Source organism: Roseixanthobacter pseudopolyaromaticivorans (genome assembly GCF_043195145.2).
Taxonomy (GTDB): domain Bacteria; phylum Pseudomonadota; class Alphaproteobacteria; order Rhizobiales; family Xanthobacteraceae; genus NCEH01.
The window spans coordinates 3,237,399-3,256,730 of the sequence record NZ_CM195539.1 but is presented as its reverse complement, the minus strand read 5'-3'; the positions used below and the strand labels follow the sequence as shown (position 1 = coordinate 3,256,730).

Below are 19,332 nucleotides of genomic sequence, written 5' to 3'. Positions count from 1 at the left end.
CTCAGGCGGCGCTGTCCAGGGAGACTGTGGGGCCGTTGACGCGGATGCGTTCGCGCAGATTGGCGGGCGCAGGCTTGCCGTCCGCGCCCAAAACAGCGGCGGCGGCATAGGCACCCACTGCGCGGTTTTCGTCGCCATTGGCCCGGTTCAGCAAGGCCAGCGCCTGCTCGGAAGTGGTCGCCACCGCCGCGTCGGCGATCCGCTCGGACCACTCATAGGTGGGCGTCAGCCATACGGAGACGCCATCCGACAAGCGGTTGGCGGTCACGACAGTGGGGCCGTGTATCTTCAGCTTCTGCTGCAGCGGGGAGGTCATGGTCCCTGTCCGGTCGTCCTTGGCAAGCGCGGAAGCGCGCTTAAATTACAACGGAAATGCGTATTTTATCAAGTTTATCGCTTATACACGTTGTAAAATAGGTCGGTTCACGGCGCAATCAAGAATTCTCACACGGCGCCAATGTGAGAATAAGCGATTTCACGTTATCATAGTTTTAAAATTGATGCAGCGCAGCAGCGCGTCTCAGGCGCGGGCGGTCGCGCGTCTGGCCGGCCTTGCGCCCGTAGGGAGGTGTGCCGGCTCCACCCGCACGGCTTTTGGTTCTTCAACCTCCGCCGCAGCCGCCTTGGCGGCCTCGCGCGCGCCTTCATGCATCAGAAGGTCGAGCAGGCCCGGGAACCGCTGGTTCAGCTCGGCTCGGCGCAGATTGCTGAGCCGCCCGTTGCCGCGATCCACCTGAAAGATCAGCCCGGCCTCGCGCAGCACGCGAAAGTGATGGGTGCGGGTCGCCTTCGCCACCGGCATGCCGAACGTGCCGCAGGCGCGCGGCGTCTCGCCCTCTTCCTGGAGAAGGGTGAGCACCACCTTGCGCCGCATCGGGTCCGCCAGGGCTGCAAAGATCTTGCCCAGTTCCATTTCCTCGGGGGCGGGATGGCCTTCGGCGTCGGGCACGCTGTCTCCTTACACTTGGACCGGCGGGATGTTGCCCGCGACACTCGGTCCTTCCGCCATAGGTACGACTTGCATCGTACCTAAAGCCGGTCTAGGTACGATGCGAAGCGTACCTCATATGAGGTGCGGAGCAAAGGGCATGAGCATGACGCAAGCGCGTGAGGTCAAGATCGCCGCGTTCGGACCGGCGGATGTGATGGTCGTCGAGACGCGGGACCTGCCCGCGCCCGGACCCGGCGAGGTGCAGGTGCGCCAGAGCGCCATCGGCTTCAATTATATCGATGTCTACCAGCGCAGCGGCTTCTATCCGATCTCGTTGCCCACGGGTCTCGGCCATGAGGCCGCCGGTACGGTGGAAGCGGTTGGCGCTTCGGTCACGGACTTCAAGGTCGGTGACCACGTGGCCTATATGAACGCCGGCATCGGCGCCTATGCGGACCTGCGCAATGTGGCCGCCGACCGGCTGGTGAAGATCCCGGACGGCATCAGCGACGAGCAAGCGGCCGCCGTCCTGTTCAAGGGTGTCACCGCGCAATATCTGGTCAAGAAGACCTATCCGGTGCAGCCGGGCGACGTGGTGCTGATCCATGCGGCTGCCGGCGGGGTGGGGCAGATCCTCGCCAATTGGACCAAGGCGCTCGGCGCCTTCGTGGTGGGCACTGCCGGCTCGCCGGAAAAGGTCGCCACTGCACTCGCGGCCGGCTGCGACGTGGCGGTGGATTATTCCAAACCCGACTGGGTGGAGAAGGTGCTGGAGGCAACCGGCGGCCGCAAGGCGCGCGTGGTCTACGATTCGGTCGGCAAGGACACGCTGCTGAAGTCGCTCGACCTGACCGCGCCGTTCGGCCTGGTCGTGTCTTATGGCGCGGCCTCCGGCAAGGCGCCGGCCATCGAGCCGGAACTGCTGGGCAAGAAGGGCTGCCTGTTCCTGACGCGCCCCTCGGTGTTCCCCCACAATGCCGACGCGGCCAGCTTCCGCGCCAATGCGGCGGATCTCTTCGACGCGGTCGCCAAGGGCGCGGTGAAGATCACCATCGGCGCCCGCTTCCCGCTCGCCGATGTGGTGAAAGCCCACGCGGCGGCCGAAGCGCGCGCCACCCAGGGCGCCATCCTGCTTATCCCCTGACCCCCCAATTGTCCGGTCCCGCGCCCCAGGGCGCGGGATGCCGCCTCAGCCCTCCATCTGGAACCCCTCCATGAGCCAGCTTTTCACGCCGATCACCCTCGGCAACCTCACCCTTGAGAACCGCGTCGTCATCGCACCCATGTGCCAATATTCGGCCAAGGACGGCGCGGCCACCGACTGGCATCTGATCCATCTCGGCAATCTCGCTCTTTCCGGCGCCGGCTTGCTGATTCTGGAGGCCACCGCCGTGGAGCCCGACGGCCGGATTTCGCCCGACGATCTTGGCCTGTGGTCGGACGAAACCGAGGCCGCGCTCGCCGACGTGCTGGCCCGCGTGCGCGCACAGGCGCCAATCCCGCTCGGCATCCAGCTGGGCCATGCCGGCCGCAAGGCCTCCGTGAACGTGCCGTGGGCGGGAGGCGGCGCCGTGCTTCCCGCGGCCGGCGGCTGGGTGCCGCATGCGCCTTCCGCCGTGCCCTTCAATCCGGCGGACGAAGCCCCCATCGCGCTCGATGAAGTGGGTCTCGCGCGGGTGAAGGACGCTTTCGTCACAGCCGCCCGGCGGGCGGATCGCATCGGCTTCGACCTGATCGAGATCCACAACGCCCACGGCTACCTGCTGCATCAGTTCCTTTCGCCGCTCTCCAACCAGCGCACCGATTCCTACGGCGGCAGTCTGGAGAACCGCATGCGCTTCCCGCTGGAAGTGTTCGAGGCGGTGCGTGCGGTGTGGCCGAAGGAAAAGCCCATCAGCGTGCGCGTCTCCGCCACCGACTGGGTAGACGGCGGCTGGGACCTCGAGAGCACCATCGCCTTCGCGCACGAACTGAAGGCGCGCGGCTGCGAGCTGATCCACGTCTCCACCGGCGGTCTTGCGCCTCAGCAGCAGATCCCGGTGAAGCCGGGCTACCAGGTGGAGTTCGCGGAAGGCGTGCGCAAGGCGACCGGCCTTCAGACCATCGCGGTCGGCCTCATCACCGATCCCCAGCAGGCCGAGGACATCATCGTCTCCGGGCAGGCGGACATGATCGCACTGGCGCGCGGCATCCTTTACGATCCGCGCTGGCCCTGGCACGCCGCAGCCGCCCTGGGCGGGCAGGTGCGGGCGGCCAACCAGTTCCTGCGTTGCCAGCCCTCGGGGCTGCGGTCCCTGTTCCGCTGAGCGGCGGGCGCTAAAGCAGCCGCGCGGCGCTCTCCCGCGCGGCCTGATACTCGGCGATCAGCCGGCGGCACAATTCCCCCGCCGGCGGCGCATCCAGCACCGCCCCGACGCCCTGGCCGGCGGACCAGATGTTCTTCCAGGCCCGCGCCTCGTGCTCCAGGTCGAGCTTCTTGCCCTGGGGCAGGTTGTCGGGATCGAGCCCGGCGGCCTTGATGCTCGGACGCAGGAAATTGGCGTTGATGCCGGAAATCGCGGCGGTGTAGACCACGTCCGCCGCATGGGCCTGCGCGATCATCTCCTTATAGCCGTCCGGCGCCGCGCTCTCGCGCGTGGCGATGAAGCGCGTGCCGAGATAGGCGAGGTCCGCCCCCATGATCCGCGCCGCCGCCACATGAGCGCCGGTGGACATGGCGCCCGACAGGATGATTGTGCCGTCGAACACCGCGCGGATTTCCGAGATCAGGGCGAACGGGCTCAGCGATCCGGCATGGCCGCCGGCACCCGCGGCGACGGCGATGATGCCGTCCACCCCCGCCTGCGCCGCCTTTTCCGCATGGCGGCGGCTGATCACGTCGTGGAACACCAGCCCGCCGTAGGAATGAACCGCCTCAACCACCTCGGGCACCGCGCCCAGGGAGGTGATGACCAGGGGCACCTTCTTCTCCACCGTCACGGCGATGTCCGCCTGGAGGCGATCGTTGCTGCGGTGGACGATGAGGTTGACGCCATAGGGCGCGGCTTCCGCTTCGCCCTCGAGGCGGCCTTCCACCTCGTCGATCCAATCGCGATACGCTTCGGTGGAGCGCTGGTTCAGCGCCGGGAAGGTGCCGAGCAGGCCGGAGCGGCAGGTTTCCACCACAAGGTCCGGATTCGAAACCAGGAACATGGGGGCGGCGACGATCGGCGCTTTGAGACGCCCTGCGAGGGCGGCGGGCAGGGACATGGGCGTTCCTTCCAGGACGGGATCTTCCGCATTCGCGGTTGTTGATGACACGGCGCATTGATGGCGCGGCGAGCCGGCCGCGGCGCGGACAGTGTGTGTCACCCTTTCCAATGGGGCAAGGGGTTGACCTATGCGTTGACCTCGGCGCGGCTGCAGTGCAGCCTGCGTTCCAAGCCGCCCGGCGTGCGGCATCGATAGGGAGAAACCACGTGTCCGAAAGCGAAACCATCCTGCTCAGCATCGCGGACGGCATCGCCCGCATCCGCTTCAACCGGCCCCAGGTGCTGAACGCCCTGAACGAACAGATGATCCTCGCCTTCCGAGACGCCGCCGTGAAGATCGCGGGCGACGCCAGCGTGCGCGTGGTGGTGATGTCGGGCGATGGGCGGGCGTTCCTGGCGGGGGGAGACGTCGGGCGCTTCCATGCGGCGGGCGCTTCGGCGCCGGATGTGGTCAGCGACCTGATCGTGCCGTTTCACGAGGCCATCACCGTGCTCAACGGCCTGGCCCCGCCGGTGATCGCCTCAGTGAAGGGCGCGGTTGCGGGCGGCGGCCTCAGCGTCGCCATGGCGGCAGACTTGGTGATCGCCGCCGACGATGCCCGCTTCACCATGGCCTATAGCCGGATCGGCACGAGCACCGACGGTTCGGCCAGCTGGAGCCTGCCGCGCACCGTGGGGCTGCGCAAGGCGCTGGAACTGGCCTTGCTGTCGGATGTGATCGATGCGCCCGAGGCGCTGCGCATCGGCCTGATCAACAAGGTGGTGCCCCTCGCGGAGCTGGAGGCGCAGACCGACGCGCTGGCGACCCGGCTCGCTGCCGGCGCGACCCAGGCGCTCGGGCGCATCAAGGCGCTGATGCGGGGTTCATTCAACAACACGCTGGCGGAGCAGTTGGAGGCGGAGCGTGCGGCCTTCGTGGCGTGTGCCGGCACCGCCGATTTCGCCGAGGGTGCGTCCGCGTTCGTGGAGAAGCGCGCGGCGGTTTTCACCGGGCGATGAACGGCGCGCTGCGGGCATATAATAACAGGATAAAAATGTTATATTGACTTATATTCCAAGATGCAGATAGATAAATCTATCACGCAGATGGAATGTATTGAATGAGTGTGTCCAGCTCCCGTTTCGCTCCCGCTTCCCGTGCCCGTTCCTGGCGGGACTGGGCGCTGTTCGGCGCGGCGTATGCGGTGATTCTGGCGCTGCTGCTCGGCGGGCTTTCCGGCGTGCAGCACACCGCCGACACGCGCGTCGCGGCCCAGGCCGCACTGCAAAGCGCATCCGTCCGCTGAGGCGGAGCACAGCCTTTGCGTTGAAATCTGAATGTCCCGATCTGTGCCGGGGTGGTCCGCCTCGCCGCGCGGGCGCTTGAAGCGCGGGCTGTGGAGGCCGGACCGGCCCTTGGTCGGGCTATGGCCTCAGGGGCGAAAGACGCGGGCGGGGCAGGGCCGCGGCTGGCCGCGCGGGGCGGCCTAGCGGGTCAGGACGATCGGCTGGTTATTGTCGGCGATGACACCCACGTAACGATTGGCGCCTGAGGGCTGGAGCCGGGCCGTGATCTTGCCCACGTGATTTTGCAGGACGATGTCCGAGCCCAGCACATCCCAGCCCTTGGTCATGAAGATTTCGCTCGGGCAGGAAATGTCCGCCTGCGCCGACAGGCCGCTCGCGCCGCGCACCGTGGAAAGCGTCACGGGGCAACTGTGCTGGCCGCCATCCCAGGCGAACGTCCAGGCGCCGGCGAGTTGTTCCTGTTCGTTGCTCGCGGCATAGGCGGTGCCACCCGGATTGACCGGCGGCGGAGTGAGGGGAACGGAACTGGCGTTTGCGACGGCGGTGGGCGTGACCGCCGATGCGGCCGTGGTCGCATTCGCCCCCGAGGGACGCGGGACGGAAGCGGTCGTGGCGACAGGCGCCGGCATCGGCGCGCTCTCGACCGAGGCCGTCGGTGCGGACAGGACCCGATTGGACTCCACCGCGCTCGTCTTCGTTCCGAAGCCATCCAGCTCGGTGCTGCAACCCGCAAGGAGCAGCCCTGAGGCGAAGACCGCCGAAGCGGGCAAGAACTTCATCAAATGTCTCTCCGGACCTGACCGCAACTTAGCGACACCCGTTTTTTCACGCCACCGTCCAGCTTGCGCAAAAAGCGTTAATGCCGGATCAAAAACAGGCTGCTTCGGGCTCCCCCGGAGGCGAAGACCGTAAGCCGGAACAATTTATCGAGAACATGGCAGGAGCATGACCCAGGGGCGCCGCGACAAGATGCCGTCGCCCGGATGCATGCCTCGCGCCTGCTTCCATGACGCCCGCGCGCTTGATTATGCGGGCTCCTTCTTTCTCTATGTGCAGCCAAATCGTGCGGAGTGATCCATGTACCAGATGCTTGACCCGAAGACGCTGACCGTCCTCATCACCGGCGGAACGTCAGGCATCGGCGCCGCCACCGCCCGACGGTTCCTGGCCGCCGGCAGCAAGGTGATCGTCACCGGCCGCCGCGCCGATCGTCTGGCGGCCCTTGCCGCCGAGTTCGGCGATGCCATCCACACCCTGGAACTGGACGTGCGCGACTTCGAGGCGACCCAGGCCGCGTTCTCCGCTTTGCCGGAGCCATTCGCCAATTATAACGTGGTCTGCGCCAATGCCGGCCTCGCCATGGGCCTGGAACCGGCCCAGGCGGCGAACATGAGCGACTGGGAAGAGATGGTCGCCACCAACATCAACGGCGTGCTCTACACCGTGCGCGCCACCTTGCCGGCGATGATCGCGCGCGGCGAGGGGCATGTGGTGTTCACCGGCTCCGTCGCCGGCGATTATCCCTATCCGGGCGGCAACACCTATGGGGCGACCAAGGCGTTCGTGAAGCAATTCTCGCTCAATGTGTGGGCGGACGTGGTGGGCACCGGCGTGCGCGTCACAAATGTGGAGCCCGGCCTGACCGAGACCGAATTCTCCATCGTCCGCTTCAAGGGCGACGAGGGTCGCGCCGGAAAGCTGTATGAAGGCGTGAAGCACCTGACCGGCGAGGATATCGCCGAGCAGATCTTCTTCTGCTGCACCGTGCCGCGCAATGTGAACATCAATCGCATCCACGCCCTGGCCGCCGATCAGAGCTTCAGCGCCCTCTCCGTCAAACGCAGATGAGGCGCAGCGAATGAGGGGGCGCATGAACCGCAGGACTGGTCGCCGCCGAACGCGCGGCCGGTTGGATGGGGGAGGGCGTGCGCGGTGAGCCTGCCCAACCTCATCACGCTCGCCCGCATCCTGATGGTGCCGATCCTGGTCTGGTCCATCGCCTCGGGGGAACTGGAACTGGCGTTCTGGCTGTTCGTGCTCGCCGGCGCGTCGGACGCGGTGGACGGCTTCCTGGCCAAGCGGTTTCACATGCAGACCGAGCTTGGCGCCTATCTCGATCCGCTGGCCGACAAGGCGCTGCTGATCTCCATCTACATCTCGCTCGCGGTGGTGGAATTGATCCCGCGTTGGGTCGCCATCGCCGTGGTGACGCGCGATGTCATGATTATCGGCGCGATCCTGCTCTCGGTGCTGCTGGCCCAGCCGGTGACGATCCGCCCGCTGGTGATTTCGAAAGTCAACACGGCGGTGCAGATCGCTTTCGCGGCCCTGGTGCTGGCCAGCGCCGGACTCGGCCTTCAACTCGGCCGGGCGTTCGAGGTGGGACTGGTGGCGGTGGGCCTCTTGACGGCGCTTTCGGCGGCTGCGTATCTCGCGGAATGGATGCGCCACATGGCGCGCTGACCGCCAAGAGCGGCGTACCGGTGCGGGGTCCGGGAGGAGCGATGGCCATTCAGCTTCAGCTTCGCTTCTGGATCGGCGCGCTGTTTGCCGTCATCATCGGCCTGTGGCTGCTGCGCGGCATCCTGTTACCCTTCGTCGCGGGCATGGCCCTGGCCTATTTCCTGAACCCGGTGGTGGAGCGCGTGTCGCGCATCGGCCTCGGGCGCACGCCGGCGAGCTTGGCGCTGGTGAGTATTTTGGTCCTGGTCGTGGTGCTGCTGCTGCTCGTGGTGCTGCCGCTGCTTTCCAGCCAGTTGTTTGAATTCATCACCAACCTGCCATCCTACGTGACGCGCCTGCAAAACCTGGTCACGCAGGAAAACCGGGAATGGCTGAACCGCTTCTTCGGTGATCGCCTGCCGGATGTTCAACGCTCGCTCGCCGACCTGATGTCCCAGGGCGTCAGCTACCTGCTCGGCCTGATGACGTCCTTGTGGTCGGGCGGGCAGGCGCTGCTCTCGGTGTTCGCCCTGGTGGTGGTGACGCCGGTGGTGGTGTTCTACGTGCTGTGCGACTGGGACCACATGCTGATGACCGTGGACAGCTGGATCCCGGTGCACCAGCGCCCCATCATCCGCCGGCTCGGCCGGGAAATGGACATGGCGGTCGCCGGGTTCGTGCGGGGGCAAGCACTGGTGTGCCTCATTCTCGGCACCTTCTATGCCGTGGCGCTGACCATGTCGGGGCTGAATTTCGGCCTGCTGATCGGCATCGTCTCGGGCTTCATCACCTTCATTCCCTATGTCGGCTCGCTCACCGGGCTGATCCTCGCCATGGGCGTTGCCATCGTTCAGTTCTTCCCGGACTGGACCATGATCGGCACCATCCTCGGCATCTTCCTGGTGGGCCAGACCGTGGAAGGCTACATCCTGTCCCCGAAGCTGGTGGGCGACAGCATCGGCGTGCACCCGGTATGGCTGATGTTCGCCCTGTTCGCCTTCGGCTATCTGTTCGGCTTCGTGGGCCTGCTGCTGGCGGTGCCGCTGACGGCGGCATCCGGCGTGCTGGTGCGCTTCGCCTTCAGCCAATATTTCCACAGCCCTCTCTATACCGGCGAGGAAGACGCCGATCCCTCGTCGCGCGAGACGGTCTGACCCATGGCCGGGCGCGATCCCTCCGTTCGCCAATTGCCGCTCGATCTGCCCACCCGGCCGGCCCTGCTGCGGGAGGATTTCCTTGCCGCGCCGGCCAATGCCGCTGCCCTGGCGCTGGTGGATTCCTTTCCCGACTGGCCGGCGCGCGTGGTGACCCTGGTCGGCCCGGCCGGGGCCGGCAAAAGCCACCTCGGGGCGATTTTCGCCCGCAAGGCCAATGCCCTGACCCTTTCCGCGCGCGACCTCACACGCGCCGGCGTGCCACAGGCGCTGGCCCAAGGCGCCCTGCTGCTGGAGGATCTGGCGGCGGGAGACTTCGACGAGGCCGCGCTGTTCCATCTGCTCAACCTCGCGCGGGAGCAGAATGCCTTTGTGCTGATGACCGCGCGCACGCCGCCCGCGGCTTTCGTGCTCGCGACCGCAGATCTCGCCTCCCGGCTGCGCGCGGTGCCGAGCGTGGAGATCGCCCCGGCGGATGATGCCCTGCTGGGTGCGGTGCTGGTGAAGCTTTTCGCCGACCGCCAGATCCCCGTGGACGAGGCGACCGTCCAATATCTGCTGCTGCGCATGGAGCGCACCGTCGAAGGCGCGCAGGCCCTGGTCGCCGCCATCGACCGGGCGGCCCTTGCGGCGCGCCGGCCCGTGACACGCGCGCTGGCCGCGCAGGTGCTCAGCGAGCAAAAAGCCTTGCGCGGAGAAAGTCCAAGCGAGTTTGGCGACGAGGACGACGCGGAGGCGCCACCGTCATAGAGTGGTCACGCAAGACGGCCATGTTCCGCCGGAAAATGGGGGTCTATCGATGAACGCGAATGACACCGTCGCCTTGGCCGTGGTCGAGGATTTTGAACCGGAGGCCAGTGTGGAGACCGTTCTCGAGCTCGCGGGTTCCCCGCAGCGCTTCATCAACCGGGAAATCTCCTGGCTGCACTTCAATCGCCGCGTGCTGGAAGAGGCCTCCAACAAGAACCACCCCCTGCTTGAGCAGTTGCGCTTCCTCTCCATCTCGGCGAACAATCTCGACGAATTTTTCATGGTGCGCGTGGCCGGCCTGAAGGAGCAGATCCGCGAGGGCGTGACCGCTCTCAGCCCGGACGGCCTCACCCCCGCCGAGCAGCTCGCCATCATCATGGACGGCGCCGGTAATCTGATTTTCGACCAGCAGGCCCGCTGGCGGGAACTGCGTGTGGAACTGGCCGGCGTCGGCATCACCCTGGTGGACGGCGCGGACGTGACCGCCGCCGACATCGAACGCCTGGAAGCCCACTTCCTGCACCATGTGTTCCCGGTGCTGACGCCGCTCGCCATCGATCCGGCCCATCCTTTCCCCTTCATCCCCAATCTCGGCTTCTCCCTGGCCCTGCAATTGGTGCGGCAGAGCGACGGGCGCGGGATGAACGCGCTGATCCGCATTCCCGCCAAGGTCGAGCGCTTCATCCGCCTCGCCGACGGCGAGGGGCAGGGCCTGCGCTTCATCACTTTGGAGCAAATGATCGGGCTATTCATCGCCCGCCTGTTCCCCGGCTATGCGGTGAAGGGCCAGGGTGTGTTCCGCGTCATCCGCGACAGCGACCTCGACATCGAGGAAGAGGCCGAGGATCTGGTGCGCCTGTTCGAAAGCGCCCTGAAGCAGCGCCGCTACGGCTCGGTGATCCGCATGGAAGCGGATTCGGCCATGCCCGACGAACTGCGCAACTTCGTCGCCCGCGAGCTGAACGTGAAGGACGAGGAGATCTTCGTCGTCACCGGCGTGCTGGCGCTGAACGAATTCTCCCAGCTGGTGTCCGTGGACCGGCCGGACCTGAAGTTTCCGCCCTACAATGCGCGATTTCCCGAGCGCATCCGCGACCATGGCGGAGACTGCTTTCTGGCCATTCGCGAGAAGGACATTCTGGTTCACCACCCTTATGAATCCTTTGACGTGGTGGTTCAGTTCCTTCGCCAGGCCGCCCGCGACCCCAACGTCGTCGCCATCAAGCAGACCCTCTACCGCACCTCCTCCGACAGCCCGATCGTGAAGGCGCTGGCGGAAGCGGCCGAGGCTGGCAAGTCGGTGACCGCGCTGGTGGAGCTGAAGGCCCGCTTCGACGAGGAAGCCAATATCCGCTGGGCGCGCGACCTGGAGCGCGCGGGCGTGCAGGTCGTGTTCGGCTTCATCGACCTGAAGACCCATGGCAAGCTGTCCATGGTGGTGCGCCGCGAAGGTGGCACGCTCGCCACCTATTGCCATGTGGGCACGGGCAATTATCACCCCATCACCGCCCGCATCTATACCGACCTGTCGTTCTTCACCGCCGATCCGGTGATCGCCCAGGACGTGGCGCGCATCTTCAACTTCATCACGGGCTACGCGACGCCGGGCGAGCTGGATGTGATGGCGGTGTCGCCCACCACGCTCAAGCCGCGCATCCTCCAGAACATCGCCCAGGAGATCGAGCACGCCCGTGCCGGCCGGCCGGCGGCGATCTGGCTGAAATGCAACTCGCTGGTGGACCCGGAGATCATCGACGCGCTCTATGCCGCCAGCAATGCCGGCGTGAAGGTGGATTGCGTCATCCGCGGCATCTGCTGCCTGCGGCCCGGCATTCCCGGCCTTTCGGAGAACATCCAGGTCAAGTCGATCGTCGGCCGGTTCCTGGAGCACAGCCGCATCTATTGCTTCGGCAACGGGCACGCGCTGCCGCATCCCCATGCGCTGGTTTACATTTCCTCTGCCGACCTGATGACCCGCAACCTCGACCGCCGCGTCGAAACGCTGTGCCCCATTATGAACCCCACCGTGCACGAGCAGGTGTTGGATCAGATCATGGTGGCCAATCTTATCGACAACGAACAGAGCTGGCGGGTGTTGCCCGATGGCTCTTCGGAACGCATAGTCCCGGCGCCGGGCGAAGAATCGTTCAACGCCCATCGTTATTTCATGACCAATCCGAGCTTGTCGGGACGTGGAAAGTCTCTCAAAGATTCTTCGCCGCGCAGCCTCTACGTCCGCCGCTAAGGGCGGCGGGCCCGCGCCGCACACGAGTGACCACATGGCGGTGACGGCACCTGTTGCCGTCATCGACATTGGGTCGAACTCCGTGCGGCTCGTGGTGTACGAGGCGCTTAACCGCGCGCCGACCCCCATCTTCAACGAGAAGGCGCTCTGCGGTCTCGGTCGGGAAGTGCTGTCCACCGGACGGCTCGCCCAGGACGCCGTCGAACGCGCCCTCTCCGCGTTGAAGCGCTTCCGCGCCCTGTGCGACGCCATGGGGGTCGGGGTGGTCTATGCCCTCGCAACCGCCGCCGCACGCGATGCGGAGAACGGGCCCGCCTTCATTGCCCAGTGCGAAACCATCTGCCGGGCGCAGGTGGAGATTCTCTCCGGCCGGCGCGAGGCGGAGCTTGCCGCCTTCGGCATCGTCTCCGGCGTCCACAGCCCGGACGGGGTGGTGGGCGATCTCGGCGGCGGCTCGCTGGAGCTGGTGGATGTGAAGCGCGAGAAGGTCGGCGCCGGCATCACCTTGCCTCTGGGGGTGCTGGCGCTGCAGGATCGTTCCGGCAAGTCGCTGCGCAAATCCGAGAAGATCATTCGCGACGCCGTGCGCGAAGTTCCCGTCCTGGCGGGTCTGGCCGGGCGCACCTTCTATGCCGTCGGCGGCACGTGGCGGGCGCTCGCGCGCCTGCATATGTTCCAGAAGGGCTATCCGCTCCACGTCATGCACGGCTATGTGCTGCCGGCGAAGGAAGCGATCGACTTCACGCGCATCGTCCACCGCGCGGACGCCGAAGCCCTCTCCCACATCGACGCCATTTCCGATGCCCGCCGCTCGCTGCTCGCCTATGGCGCGCTGGTGCTGGAGAATGTGGTGCGCGAGGGACGTCCCTCGGACATCGTGATCTCCGCCCTCGGCGTGCGCGAGGGCCTGCTCTATGCGCTGCTGGACGGCGAGCAGCGCAAGGAAGATCCGCTCCTCGCCGCCGCGCATGAGCTGAACGAATTGCGCTCGCGCTCGCCGCAGCATGGCGAGGAATTGGTGTCGTGGACCGATTCCTTCTTTGATTCTTCGAGGGCGCTGGAAGAAAGCGCCGACGAACGGCGCTTGCGGCAGGCCGCGTGCCTGTTGGCGGATATCGGCTGGCGCGCCCATCCCGATTATCGCGGGGAGCAAAGCCTCAACATCATCGCCCATGCCGCCTTCGTGGGGGTGGATCATCCCGGCCGCGCCTATATCGCGCTCGCCGTCTATTTCCGGCACATGGGCCTTTCCGAGGACGAATATGCCCCCCGCATCCTGGAGCTGGTCTCCACCGGCATGCTGGACCGGGCCCGCATCCTCGGTGCGTGCATGCGGGTTGCCTATCTGCTGTCCGCCGCCATGCCGGGGATTCTCCCGCGCACGGAGCTGGAAGTGCGGGGCGAAACCGTTGTGCTCAGCGTGCCGAACGATCTTGCCGACCTGATCAACGACCGCGTCCATAGCCGCCTGCGGCAGCTCAGCAAGCTCATCGGCCGCGAGCCGGTGATCGTGACGGTCTGAAGCACGGCACGTTCTGAAGCGGAGCCCGGTCGCACGATCCGGCGCCGGTTGAAGCGCACGAAGAAAAGGCCCGGTCGAGCCGGGCCTTTTGCGTTATGCGCGGCATTTCTCCGAAGAAGCTATGCCACTTCCGCGCCGGTGCGCTCCACCGCGACCACCCGTCCGCGATCCACCGCCAATGCCAGCTTTCCCGCCTTCAGGGCGAGCGCGCGGTCGCCGAACAATTCGCGCCGCCATCCGCTCATGGCGGGAACATCCGCCTCGTCGCTCACCGCGATGCGCTCCAGATCGTCCGTGGTGGCGATCACCTTGGCGGCCACCGCGTGCTGCTCGGCTGTCATGCGCAGGAGCACCTTGAGCAGCTCGACCGTCGCCGAGGCGCCGTTGGGCAAGGGCTTGTCCCGCTCGATGCGCGGCAATGTCTTGGGATCCCGGGCAAGGCCCTTGCGCACGGCCTCCAGGACGGCCTCCCCATAGCGCGAGCGCTCGAACCCCTTGGGCAATGAGCGCAGCTCGGCCAGTTTCTCAGGTGTCTGCGGCTGCTGGAGCGCGATCTCGCCGATCACGTCGTCCTTGATGATGCGGCCGCGCGGCTGGTCGCGGGCCTGCGCCTCGCGCTCGCGCCACGCCGCCAATTCCACCAGCACCGCCAGCTCGCGCGGCTTGCGCACGCGCGATTTCAGGCGTTCCCACGCATTCTCCGGCTCCTGGCGATAGGTGGCTGGGGAGGTGAGCACCTTCATCTCCTCGCCCACCCACTCGCTGCGCCCGCGGGCCTGAAGATCCTGCAGCAGCTTGAGATAGATGTCGCGCAGATGGGTGACGTCGGCGATCGCATAGACCAGTTGCGCCTGGCTGAGCGGGCGGCGCGACCAGTCCGTAAAGCGCGAGGATTTGTCGATGGCGTGGCCGCACAGGCGCTGCACCAGCTGGTCGTAGGAAATGCTGTCGCCATAGCCGAGCACCATGGCCGCCACCTGGGTATCGAACACCGGATGGGGGATGATGCCGGCGAGGTGCCAGACGATTTCGATGTCCTGGCGCCCGGCGTGAAACACCTTCATCACCCGTTCGTTCGCCATCAGCGCGAAGAAGGGCGACAGATCGATGCCATCGGCGAGGGCGTCGATGATGATGGCCTCGTCCGGCGTGGCCGCCTGGATGACGCACAGTTTTGGCCAGAATGTCGTCTCGCGCAGAAATTCTGTGTCGACGGTGACGAAATCGTGGCGGGCCAGACGCTCACAGGCCGCTGCGAGCGCCTCGGTGGAGGTGATCGGATCCATGCGACAAACCATAACGGAAGGCATGTGGGCGGCGAAAGACCCCCGCGCGCATAGAGGTCAAACCTTTGCCTCTTTTGCCATGCGCAAGGCGTCTTCCGCCGTGCCGGGGTGGCCGAGAAAATAGCCCTGAACATAGGTGCAGCGTTCTGCGCGCAGGATTTCCAGCTGCTCCGCCCGCTCCACGCCTTCCACCGTCGTGGAGACCGAGATCGCGTCCGCCAAGCCCTGCATTGCGCGGATAATGGGCAAGGAGTGGGTATCCTGGCCCAATCCGGTCACGAAGGCGCGGTCGATTTTGATTCGATCAATGGGCAGCGTGCGCAGATAGCCGAGCGAGGAATAGCCGGTGCCGAAGTCGTCGATGGCGATCAGAATGCCGCGGGTGCGGAAGTTCTGGAGGATTTCCCGCACGCTTGCGCCTTCCCGGAGCAGGGTGGTCTCCGTGAGTTCGAGTTCCAGCCGGCGTGGGGCGAGGCCGGACCGCCGCAGCGCGCCGTTCACCTGCGCCTCCACCTCCCCCGTGCGGAACTGGATCGGCGAAAGATTGACCGAGACGGTGAGCGGCGCCGGCCAAGTGGCCGCCGTAAGGCAGGCCTGTTCGAGCACCCAGGCGCCGATGGGCACGATGAGGCCGGTATCCTCGGCGGCGGGGATGAAGGTTGCGGGGGCCACGATCCCGCGGCTCGGATGGCGCCAGCGCAACAGAGCCTCGAAACCGGCAAGGGCGCCGCTCTGGGAGGCGAAGATCGGCTGGTAGCAGAGGAAGAATTGCTGCTGGCGCCAGGCTTCGTCCAGATCGAGTTCCAGCGTTCGCCGTGCGACCGCGGCGTGCTCCATCTGCCGCTCGAACAGGCGGGAGAGGCCCCGCCCGTCGTTCTTGGCACGATAGAGGGCGAGGTCCGCGTTTTTCAGCAGTTCCACCCCCAGGCGCGCATCCTGCGGCGCGAGCGCGATGCCGATGCTGCCGCCGGCGATGACCCTGTGGTGGTTGAGCGTGAAGGGCTCGCGGATGGCGTTGATGATCTGCCCCGCGAGGCTCAACGCCTCGGTTGCTCCGCCGCCCCGCTGGAGGATGCCGAACTCGTCGCCGCCGATGCGGGCCAGCATGTCGCCGGGTGCGAGATAATCCTCCATGCGGCGGGCGACTGCGCGCAGCAGGTCGTCGCCGATCGCGTGGCCGAGCGTGTCGTTGACCGACTTGAAATAGTCGAGGTCCAGGAACAACAAGGCAAAGCCGTGCGTGTCCATTTCATCGTTGAGCAGCGCATCGAGCTGCTCCAGGAAATGCAGCCGGTTCGGCAAAGCGGTCAATTCGTCCTGGCGCGCGGAGCGATAAGCGTTCTGGGCAAACTCCTGCTGCGCCCGCAACTGACGGACCGCCATGATCACCGCCACGGTAATGGCAAGGCAGATCAGGCCCGAGGCCACCAGCATCGGCAGGATCTGCGTGCGCAACGACCGCGAGACGTCTTCCGAAGTATCACTCACCATGATCGACAGCGGGAAGTGCGCCAGGCTCTGGAACGCCGCCAGCCGCTCCTGCCGGTCCACCAGCCCGGGCGGGATCAGCCGCTCCTGCAAACCCGCCGCGTTCGCCGCGGCGAACAGATGGCGCATGAGCGCGCGCTGGGCGGTGTGGTTGATGTTTTCCGCGACCGGCGGATAGCTGGCGAGGACGACGCCATCCTGCCGGCACAGAGCGATGAAGCCGCCCGGCCCGAGGTCGATCCCGCCATAGAATTTCTCGAAATAGTTGCGCCGCATCGCCGCCAGCACCAAGCCGAGAAAGCTGCCGTCCGGCGCGGAAAACCGGTGGGCCAGATAGATGGTCGGGGTTCCCGTTCCCCGGTTGATCACGGGAGCGCTGACGAACTGGGTTTCCGACGCGCCGGTACTGAGGGCGCTAAAATAGTCCCGATCCGACACGTTCACATCGGGGATCGGCCAATAGCGCGAGAAATTCAGCAGTTTGCCCTTGGTGCCGATGATGGTGATGGCATCGATCTGCGGCAAGGCGTGCACGCGCTGGGTGATGATCTCGTGCATCTCATAGGTGGAGGCGGCGCGCACGAGGCTCTCCGGGTCCGTCGCGCCGAGCACATTCAGGCGTTCGATCAGGCTGCGCTGAATCTGCTCTGCCCCTTGAAAGGCGCGGTCGGTCTGCTCCGCCAGGGTGAGCGCGAGATTTTCCAGCTCGCGGTGACGGTCGCTGAGCGCCCGGTCCCGCAGAAAGATTGTGAGCACGATGGTCGCGACGAGGACGGTGATGATAAAGGCGCCGCCCAGGCCGACCGCCCAGCGCGCAGCATCCCACGAGCGCACGCGGTCGAACGTGCCGTCCGGCTTTGCTGCTTCGGTTAAACGGGCCGTCGCTTCCATCACGTCTCATCGTGGGCGCTTTGCACGCCACATTTCACGTTATACGCGTTGGGTTGGCACCAACAGGGGCTGCATATGGTGCGCGGCAGCAAATCCCCTTGAAATGGTATCGGCGTGTGAGGCGGCCTTGACAAGCAGGGATGCCCATGCACCTTCCGGCGGCCCGCTTCGCCCGTCCTTTGCGGCAGCGCGTTTGTCCCAAGGTTGTCCGAAAGGCCGCTCGTCATGTCCCCCGCCATGCATCGCTACCGCACGCACACCTGCGGCGCGCTCACCGACGCCCTGGTGGGCGAAAGCGTCCGTCTGTCCGGCTGGTGTCACCGCATTCGCGACCATGGCGGCGTGCTTTTCATTGATTTGCGAGACCATTACGGCCTGACCCAGGTGGTGATCGACCCCGACAGCCCGGCCTTCCAAGCGGCGGAAAAGGTGCGCGCCGAGTGGGTGGTGCGGATCGACGGCAAGGTGCGCCTGCGCCCCGAGGGCACCGAGAATGCGGATCTGCCCACCGGCAAGGTCGAAATCTATGCGGTCGGCTTGGAAGTGCTCGGCGCCGCAGCGGAACTGCCGCTGCCCGTGTTCGGCGACCAGGACTATCCGGAGGACATTCGACTAAAGTATCGCTTCCTCGATTTGCGGCGCGAAAAACTTCACAATAATATTATGTTGCGCGGCCGCGTGATCGATGGCTTACGCCAGCGGATGAAGCAGAGCGGCTTCTTCGAATTCCAGACGCCGATCCTCACCGCCTCCTCGCCCGAGGGCGCGCGCGACTTCCTGGTGCCTTCGCGCATCCATCCCGGCAAGTTCTACGCGCTGCCCCAGGCGCCGCAGCAGTACAAGCAGCTGATCATGATGAGCGGCTTCGACCGCTACTTCCAGATCGCCCCCTGCTTCCGCGACGAGGACCCGCGCGCCGACCGCCTGCCGGGCGAGTTCTACCAGCTCGACCTGGAAATGAGCTTCATCGAGCAGGAAGACGTATTCGCGGCGATGGAGCCGGTGATCACCAGCGTGTTCGAGGAGTTCGGCGGCGGCAAGCCGGTAACCAAGGTTTGGCCACGCATTCCCTATGCCGAGTCGCTGCGCAAATACGGCACCGACAAGCCCGACCTGCGCAATCCTTTGGTGATGCAGGACGTCTCCGAGCATTTCCGCGGCTCGAACTTCAAGGTGTTCGCGCGCATGCTCGAAGACCCGAAGAACCAGGTGTGGGCGATCCCCGGCCCCACCGGCGGCAGCCGCGCCTTCTGCGACCGCATGAACAGCTGGGCGCAGGGCGAGGGCCAGCCGGGGCTCGGCTATATCATGTGGGTTGGAGTCTCCGAAAAGAGATCCGAGACTGAGACTGATGCCTCGGGGACGCAGCCGACGATTTCAAGCGAAAGCTATAAAGTCGAAGGCAAAGGCCCGCTTGCGAACAATATCGGTCCCGAGCGCACCGAGGCGATCCGCCACGCCCTCGGCCTCAAGGCGGGAGATGCCGCCTTCTTCGTCGCCGGCGACCCGTCGAAATTCTACAAGTTCGCCGGCCTGGCTCGCACCAAGGTGGGCGAGGAGCTGAGCCTCGTGGACACCGAGCGGTTCGAGCTGGCCTGGATCGTCGATTTCCCGTTCTACGAATGGTCCGACGAGGAGAAGAAGATCGACTTCTCTCACAATCCCTTCTCCATGCCGCAAGGTGGCCTCGAGGCGCTGCAGGGCCAGGACCCGCTGACCATCAAGGCGTTCCAGTACGACATCGCCTGCAACGGCTATGAAATTGCCTCCGGCGGCATTCGCAACCATCGTCCCGAGGCGATGCTGAAGGCGTTCGAGATCGCAGGCTATGACGAGGACACGGTGGTGGAACGGTTCGGCGGCATGTACCGCGCGTTCCAATATGGGGCGCCGCCCCATGGCGGCATGGCGGCGGGCATCGATCGCATCGTGATGCTGCTGTGCGGCGCCTCGAACCTGCGCGAGATTTCGCTGTTCCCCATGAACCAGCGCGCCGAGGACCTGTTGATGGGCTCGCCCGCCGAGGTGACGCCCAAGCAGTTGAAGGAATTGCACATCCGCCTCAACCTGCCGCAGAAATAAGCG

Annotated in this window: 17 protein-coding genes; 11 read left to right on the top strand and 6 right to left on the bottom strand. The window is 65.9% G+C overall.

The window, feature by feature from the left end:
• Position 1 precedes the first annotated feature (1 nt).
• Together V5F68_RS15500 and V5F68_RS15495 are read right to left on the bottom strand one after the other, a co-directional pair.
• Positions 2 to 316, bottom strand: coding sequence for a DUF2849 domain-containing protein (locus tag V5F68_RS15500; protein ID WP_394013419.1), 315 nt, complete (start codon positions 314 to 316; stop codon positions 2 to 4).
• Between the two features lie 204 nt (positions 317 to 520).
• Positions 521 to 949, bottom strand: coding sequence for an ArsR/SmtB family transcription factor (locus V5F68_RS15495; protein WP_394013418.1), 429 nt, complete (start codon positions 947 to 949; stop codon positions 521 to 523).
• A gap of 145 nt (positions 950 to 1,094) precedes the next feature.
• On the opposite strand from V5F68_RS15495, the gene V5F68_RS15490 reads away from it, so the two are divergent.
• Positions 1,095 to 2,075: a quinone oxidoreductase family protein gene (locus tag V5F68_RS15490; RefSeq protein ID WP_394013493.1), complete on the top strand. Its 981-nt coding sequence runs from the start codon at positions 1,095 to 1,097 to the stop codon at positions 2,073 to 2,075.
• Positions 2,076 to 2,145: 70 nt separating this feature from the next.
• Complete coding sequence (locus tag V5F68_RS15485; protein WP_394013417.1) at positions 2,146 to 3,237, top strand: NADH:flavin oxidoreductase/NADH oxidase; 1,092 nt, start codon at positions 2,146 to 2,148, stop codon at positions 3,235 to 3,237.
• 10 nt (positions 3,238 to 3,247) lie between these two features.
• On the opposite strand, the gene V5F68_RS15480 is transcribed toward V5F68_RS15485, so the two are convergent.
• Positions 3,248 to 4,180 carry an NAD(P)H-dependent flavin oxidoreductase gene (locus tag V5F68_RS15480; RefSeq protein WP_394013416.1) on the bottom strand — a complete coding sequence of 311 codons (933 nt, stop codon included), beginning with the start codon at positions 4,178 to 4,180 and terminating at the stop codon, positions 3,248 to 3,250.
• 209 nt (positions 4,181 to 4,389) lie between these two features.
• Here V5F68_RS15480 and V5F68_RS15475 point away from each other — a divergent pair, with 209 nt between their 5' ends.
• Positions 4,390 to 5,181 (top strand): enoyl-CoA hydratase/isomerase family protein, encoded by a 792-nt coding sequence (locus V5F68_RS15475; protein WP_394013415.1) that lies wholly within the window; start codon positions 4,390 to 4,392, stop codon positions 5,179 to 5,181.
• A 101-nt stretch (positions 5,182 to 5,282) separates the two neighbouring features.
• On the top strand, positions 5,283 to 5,468 hold the full coding sequence (locus tag V5F68_RS15470) for a hypothetical protein (RefSeq protein ID WP_394013414.1): 186 nt from the start codon (positions 5,283 to 5,285) through the stop codon (positions 5,466 to 5,468).
• A gap of 180 nt (positions 5,469 to 5,648) precedes the next feature.
• Here V5F68_RS15470 and V5F68_RS15465 read toward each other — a convergent pair whose 3' ends face one another.
• Positions 5,649 to 6,248 (bottom strand): AprI/Inh family metalloprotease inhibitor, encoded by a 600-nt coding sequence (locus tag V5F68_RS15465; protein WP_394013413.1) that lies wholly within the window; start codon positions 6,246 to 6,248, stop codon positions 5,649 to 5,651.
• 298 nt (positions 6,249 to 6,546) lie between these two features.
• Between V5F68_RS15465 and V5F68_RS15460 the strand changes: the two genes are divergently transcribed.
• The 6 genes from V5F68_RS15460 (at position 6,547) to ppx (ending at position 13,582) form a co-directional block, all read left to right on the top strand.
• On the top strand, positions 6,547 to 7,317 hold the full coding sequence (locus V5F68_RS15460; RefSeq protein ID WP_394013412.1) for an SDR family NAD(P)-dependent oxidoreductase: 771 nt from the start codon (positions 6,547 to 6,549) through the stop codon (positions 7,315 to 7,317).
• 84 nt (positions 7,318 to 7,401) lie between these two features.
• Positions 7,402 to 7,932, top strand: a complete 531-nt coding sequence (locus V5F68_RS15455; protein WP_394013411.1) for a CDP-alcohol phosphatidyltransferase family protein — start codon at positions 7,402 to 7,404, stop codon at positions 7,930 to 7,932.
• A gap of 41 nt (positions 7,933 to 7,973) precedes the next feature.
• A complete protein-coding gene (locus V5F68_RS15450) occupies positions 7,974 to 9,065 on the top strand; it encodes an AI-2E family transporter (protein ID WP_394013410.1) in 1,092 nt (363 codons plus the stop codon).
• Positions 9,066 to 9,068: 3 nt separating this feature from the next.
• Positions 9,069 to 9,815, top strand: a complete 747-nt coding sequence (locus tag V5F68_RS15445; protein WP_394013409.1) for a P-loop NTPase family protein — start codon at positions 9,069 to 9,071, stop codon at positions 9,813 to 9,815.
• Between the two features lie 49 nt (positions 9,816 to 9,864).
• Complete coding sequence (locus tag V5F68_RS15440) at positions 9,865 to 12,060, top strand: RNA degradosome polyphosphate kinase (protein ID WP_394013408.1); 2,196 nt, start codon at positions 9,865 to 9,867, stop codon at positions 12,058 to 12,060.
• Between the two features lie 34 nt (positions 12,061 to 12,094).
• Positions 12,095 to 13,582 (top strand): exopolyphosphatase, encoded by a 1,488-nt coding sequence (gene ppx, locus V5F68_RS15435; protein ID WP_394013407.1) that lies wholly within the window; start codon positions 12,095 to 12,097, stop codon positions 13,580 to 13,582.
• A gap of 119 nt (positions 13,583 to 13,701) precedes the next feature.
• Here ppx and rnd read toward each other — a convergent pair whose 3' ends face one another.
• Together rnd and V5F68_RS15425 are read right to left on the bottom strand one after the other, a co-directional pair.
• Positions 13,702 to 14,868, bottom strand: a complete 1,167-nt coding sequence (gene rnd, locus V5F68_RS15430; RefSeq protein WP_394013406.1) for a ribonuclease D — start codon at positions 14,866 to 14,868, stop codon at positions 13,702 to 13,704.
• A 57-nt stretch (positions 14,869 to 14,925) separates the two neighbouring features.
• Positions 14,926 to 17,247, bottom strand: a complete 2,322-nt coding sequence (locus V5F68_RS15425; RefSeq protein WP_394013405.1) for a bifunctional diguanylate cyclase/phosphodiesterase — start codon at positions 17,245 to 17,247, stop codon at positions 14,926 to 14,928.
• A gap of 237 nt (positions 17,248 to 17,484) precedes the next feature.
• Between V5F68_RS15425 and aspS the strand changes: the two genes are divergently transcribed.
• Positions 17,485 to 19,329: an aspartate--tRNA ligase gene (aspS, locus tag V5F68_RS15420; protein ID WP_394013492.1), complete on the top strand. Its 1,845-nt coding sequence runs from the start codon at positions 17,485 to 17,487 to the stop codon at positions 19,327 to 19,329.
• The last annotated feature ends 3 nt before the right edge of the window (positions 19,330 to 19,332 follow it).

Bases quoted from the DNA above. Each gene is read 5' to 3' on its own strand.
- V5F68_RS15500 (WP_394013419.1), bottom strand. From the start codon at position 316: ATGACCTCCCCGCTGCAGCAGAAGCTGAAGATACACGGCCCCACTGTC.
- V5F68_RS15490 (WP_394013493.1), top strand. From the start codon at position 1,095: ATGACGCAAGCGCGTGAGGTCAAGATCGCCGCGTTCGGACCGGCGGAT.
- V5F68_RS15485 (WP_394013417.1), top strand. From the start codon at position 2,146: ATGAGCCAGCTTTTCACGCCGATCACCCTCGGCAACCTCACCCTTGAG.
- V5F68_RS15480 (WP_394013416.1), bottom strand. From the start codon at position 4,180: ATGTCCCTGCCCGCCGCCCTCGCAGGGCGTCTCAAAGCGCCGATCGTC.
- V5F68_RS15470 (WP_394013414.1), top strand. From the start codon at position 5,283: ATGAGTGTGTCCAGCTCCCGTTTCGCTCCCGCTTCCCGTGCCCGTTCC.
- V5F68_RS15465 (WP_394013413.1), bottom strand. From the start codon at position 6,248: ATGAAGTTCTTGCCCGCTTCGGCGGTCTTCGCCTCAGGGCTGCTCCTT.
- V5F68_RS15460 (WP_394013412.1), top strand. From the start codon at position 6,547: ATGTACCAGATGCTTGACCCGAAGACGCTGACCGTCCTCATCACCGGC.
- V5F68_RS15450 (WP_394013410.1), top strand. From the start codon at position 7,974: ATGGCCATTCAGCTTCAGCTTCGCTTCTGGATCGGCGCGCTGTTTGCC.
- V5F68_RS15445 (WP_394013409.1), top strand. From the start codon at position 9,069: ATGGCCGGGCGCGATCCCTCCGTTCGCCAATTGCCGCTCGATCTGCCC.
- V5F68_RS15440 (WP_394013408.1), top strand. From the start codon at position 9,865: ATGAACGCGAATGACACCGTCGCCTTGGCCGTGGTCGAGGATTTTGAA.
- ppx (WP_394013407.1), top strand. From the start codon at position 12,095: ATGGCGGTGACGGCACCTGTTGCCGTCATCGACATTGGGTCGAACTCC.
- rnd (WP_394013406.1), bottom strand. From the start codon at position 14,868: ATGGATCCGATCACCTCCACCGAGGCGCTCGCAGCGGCCTGTGAGCGT.
- V5F68_RS15425 (WP_394013405.1), bottom strand. From the start codon at position 17,247: ATGGAAGCGACGGCCCGTTTAACCGAAGCAGCAAAGCCGGACGGCACG.
- aspS (WP_394013492.1), top strand. From the start codon at position 17,485: ATGCATCGCTACCGCACGCACACCTGCGGCGCGCTCACCGACGCCCTG.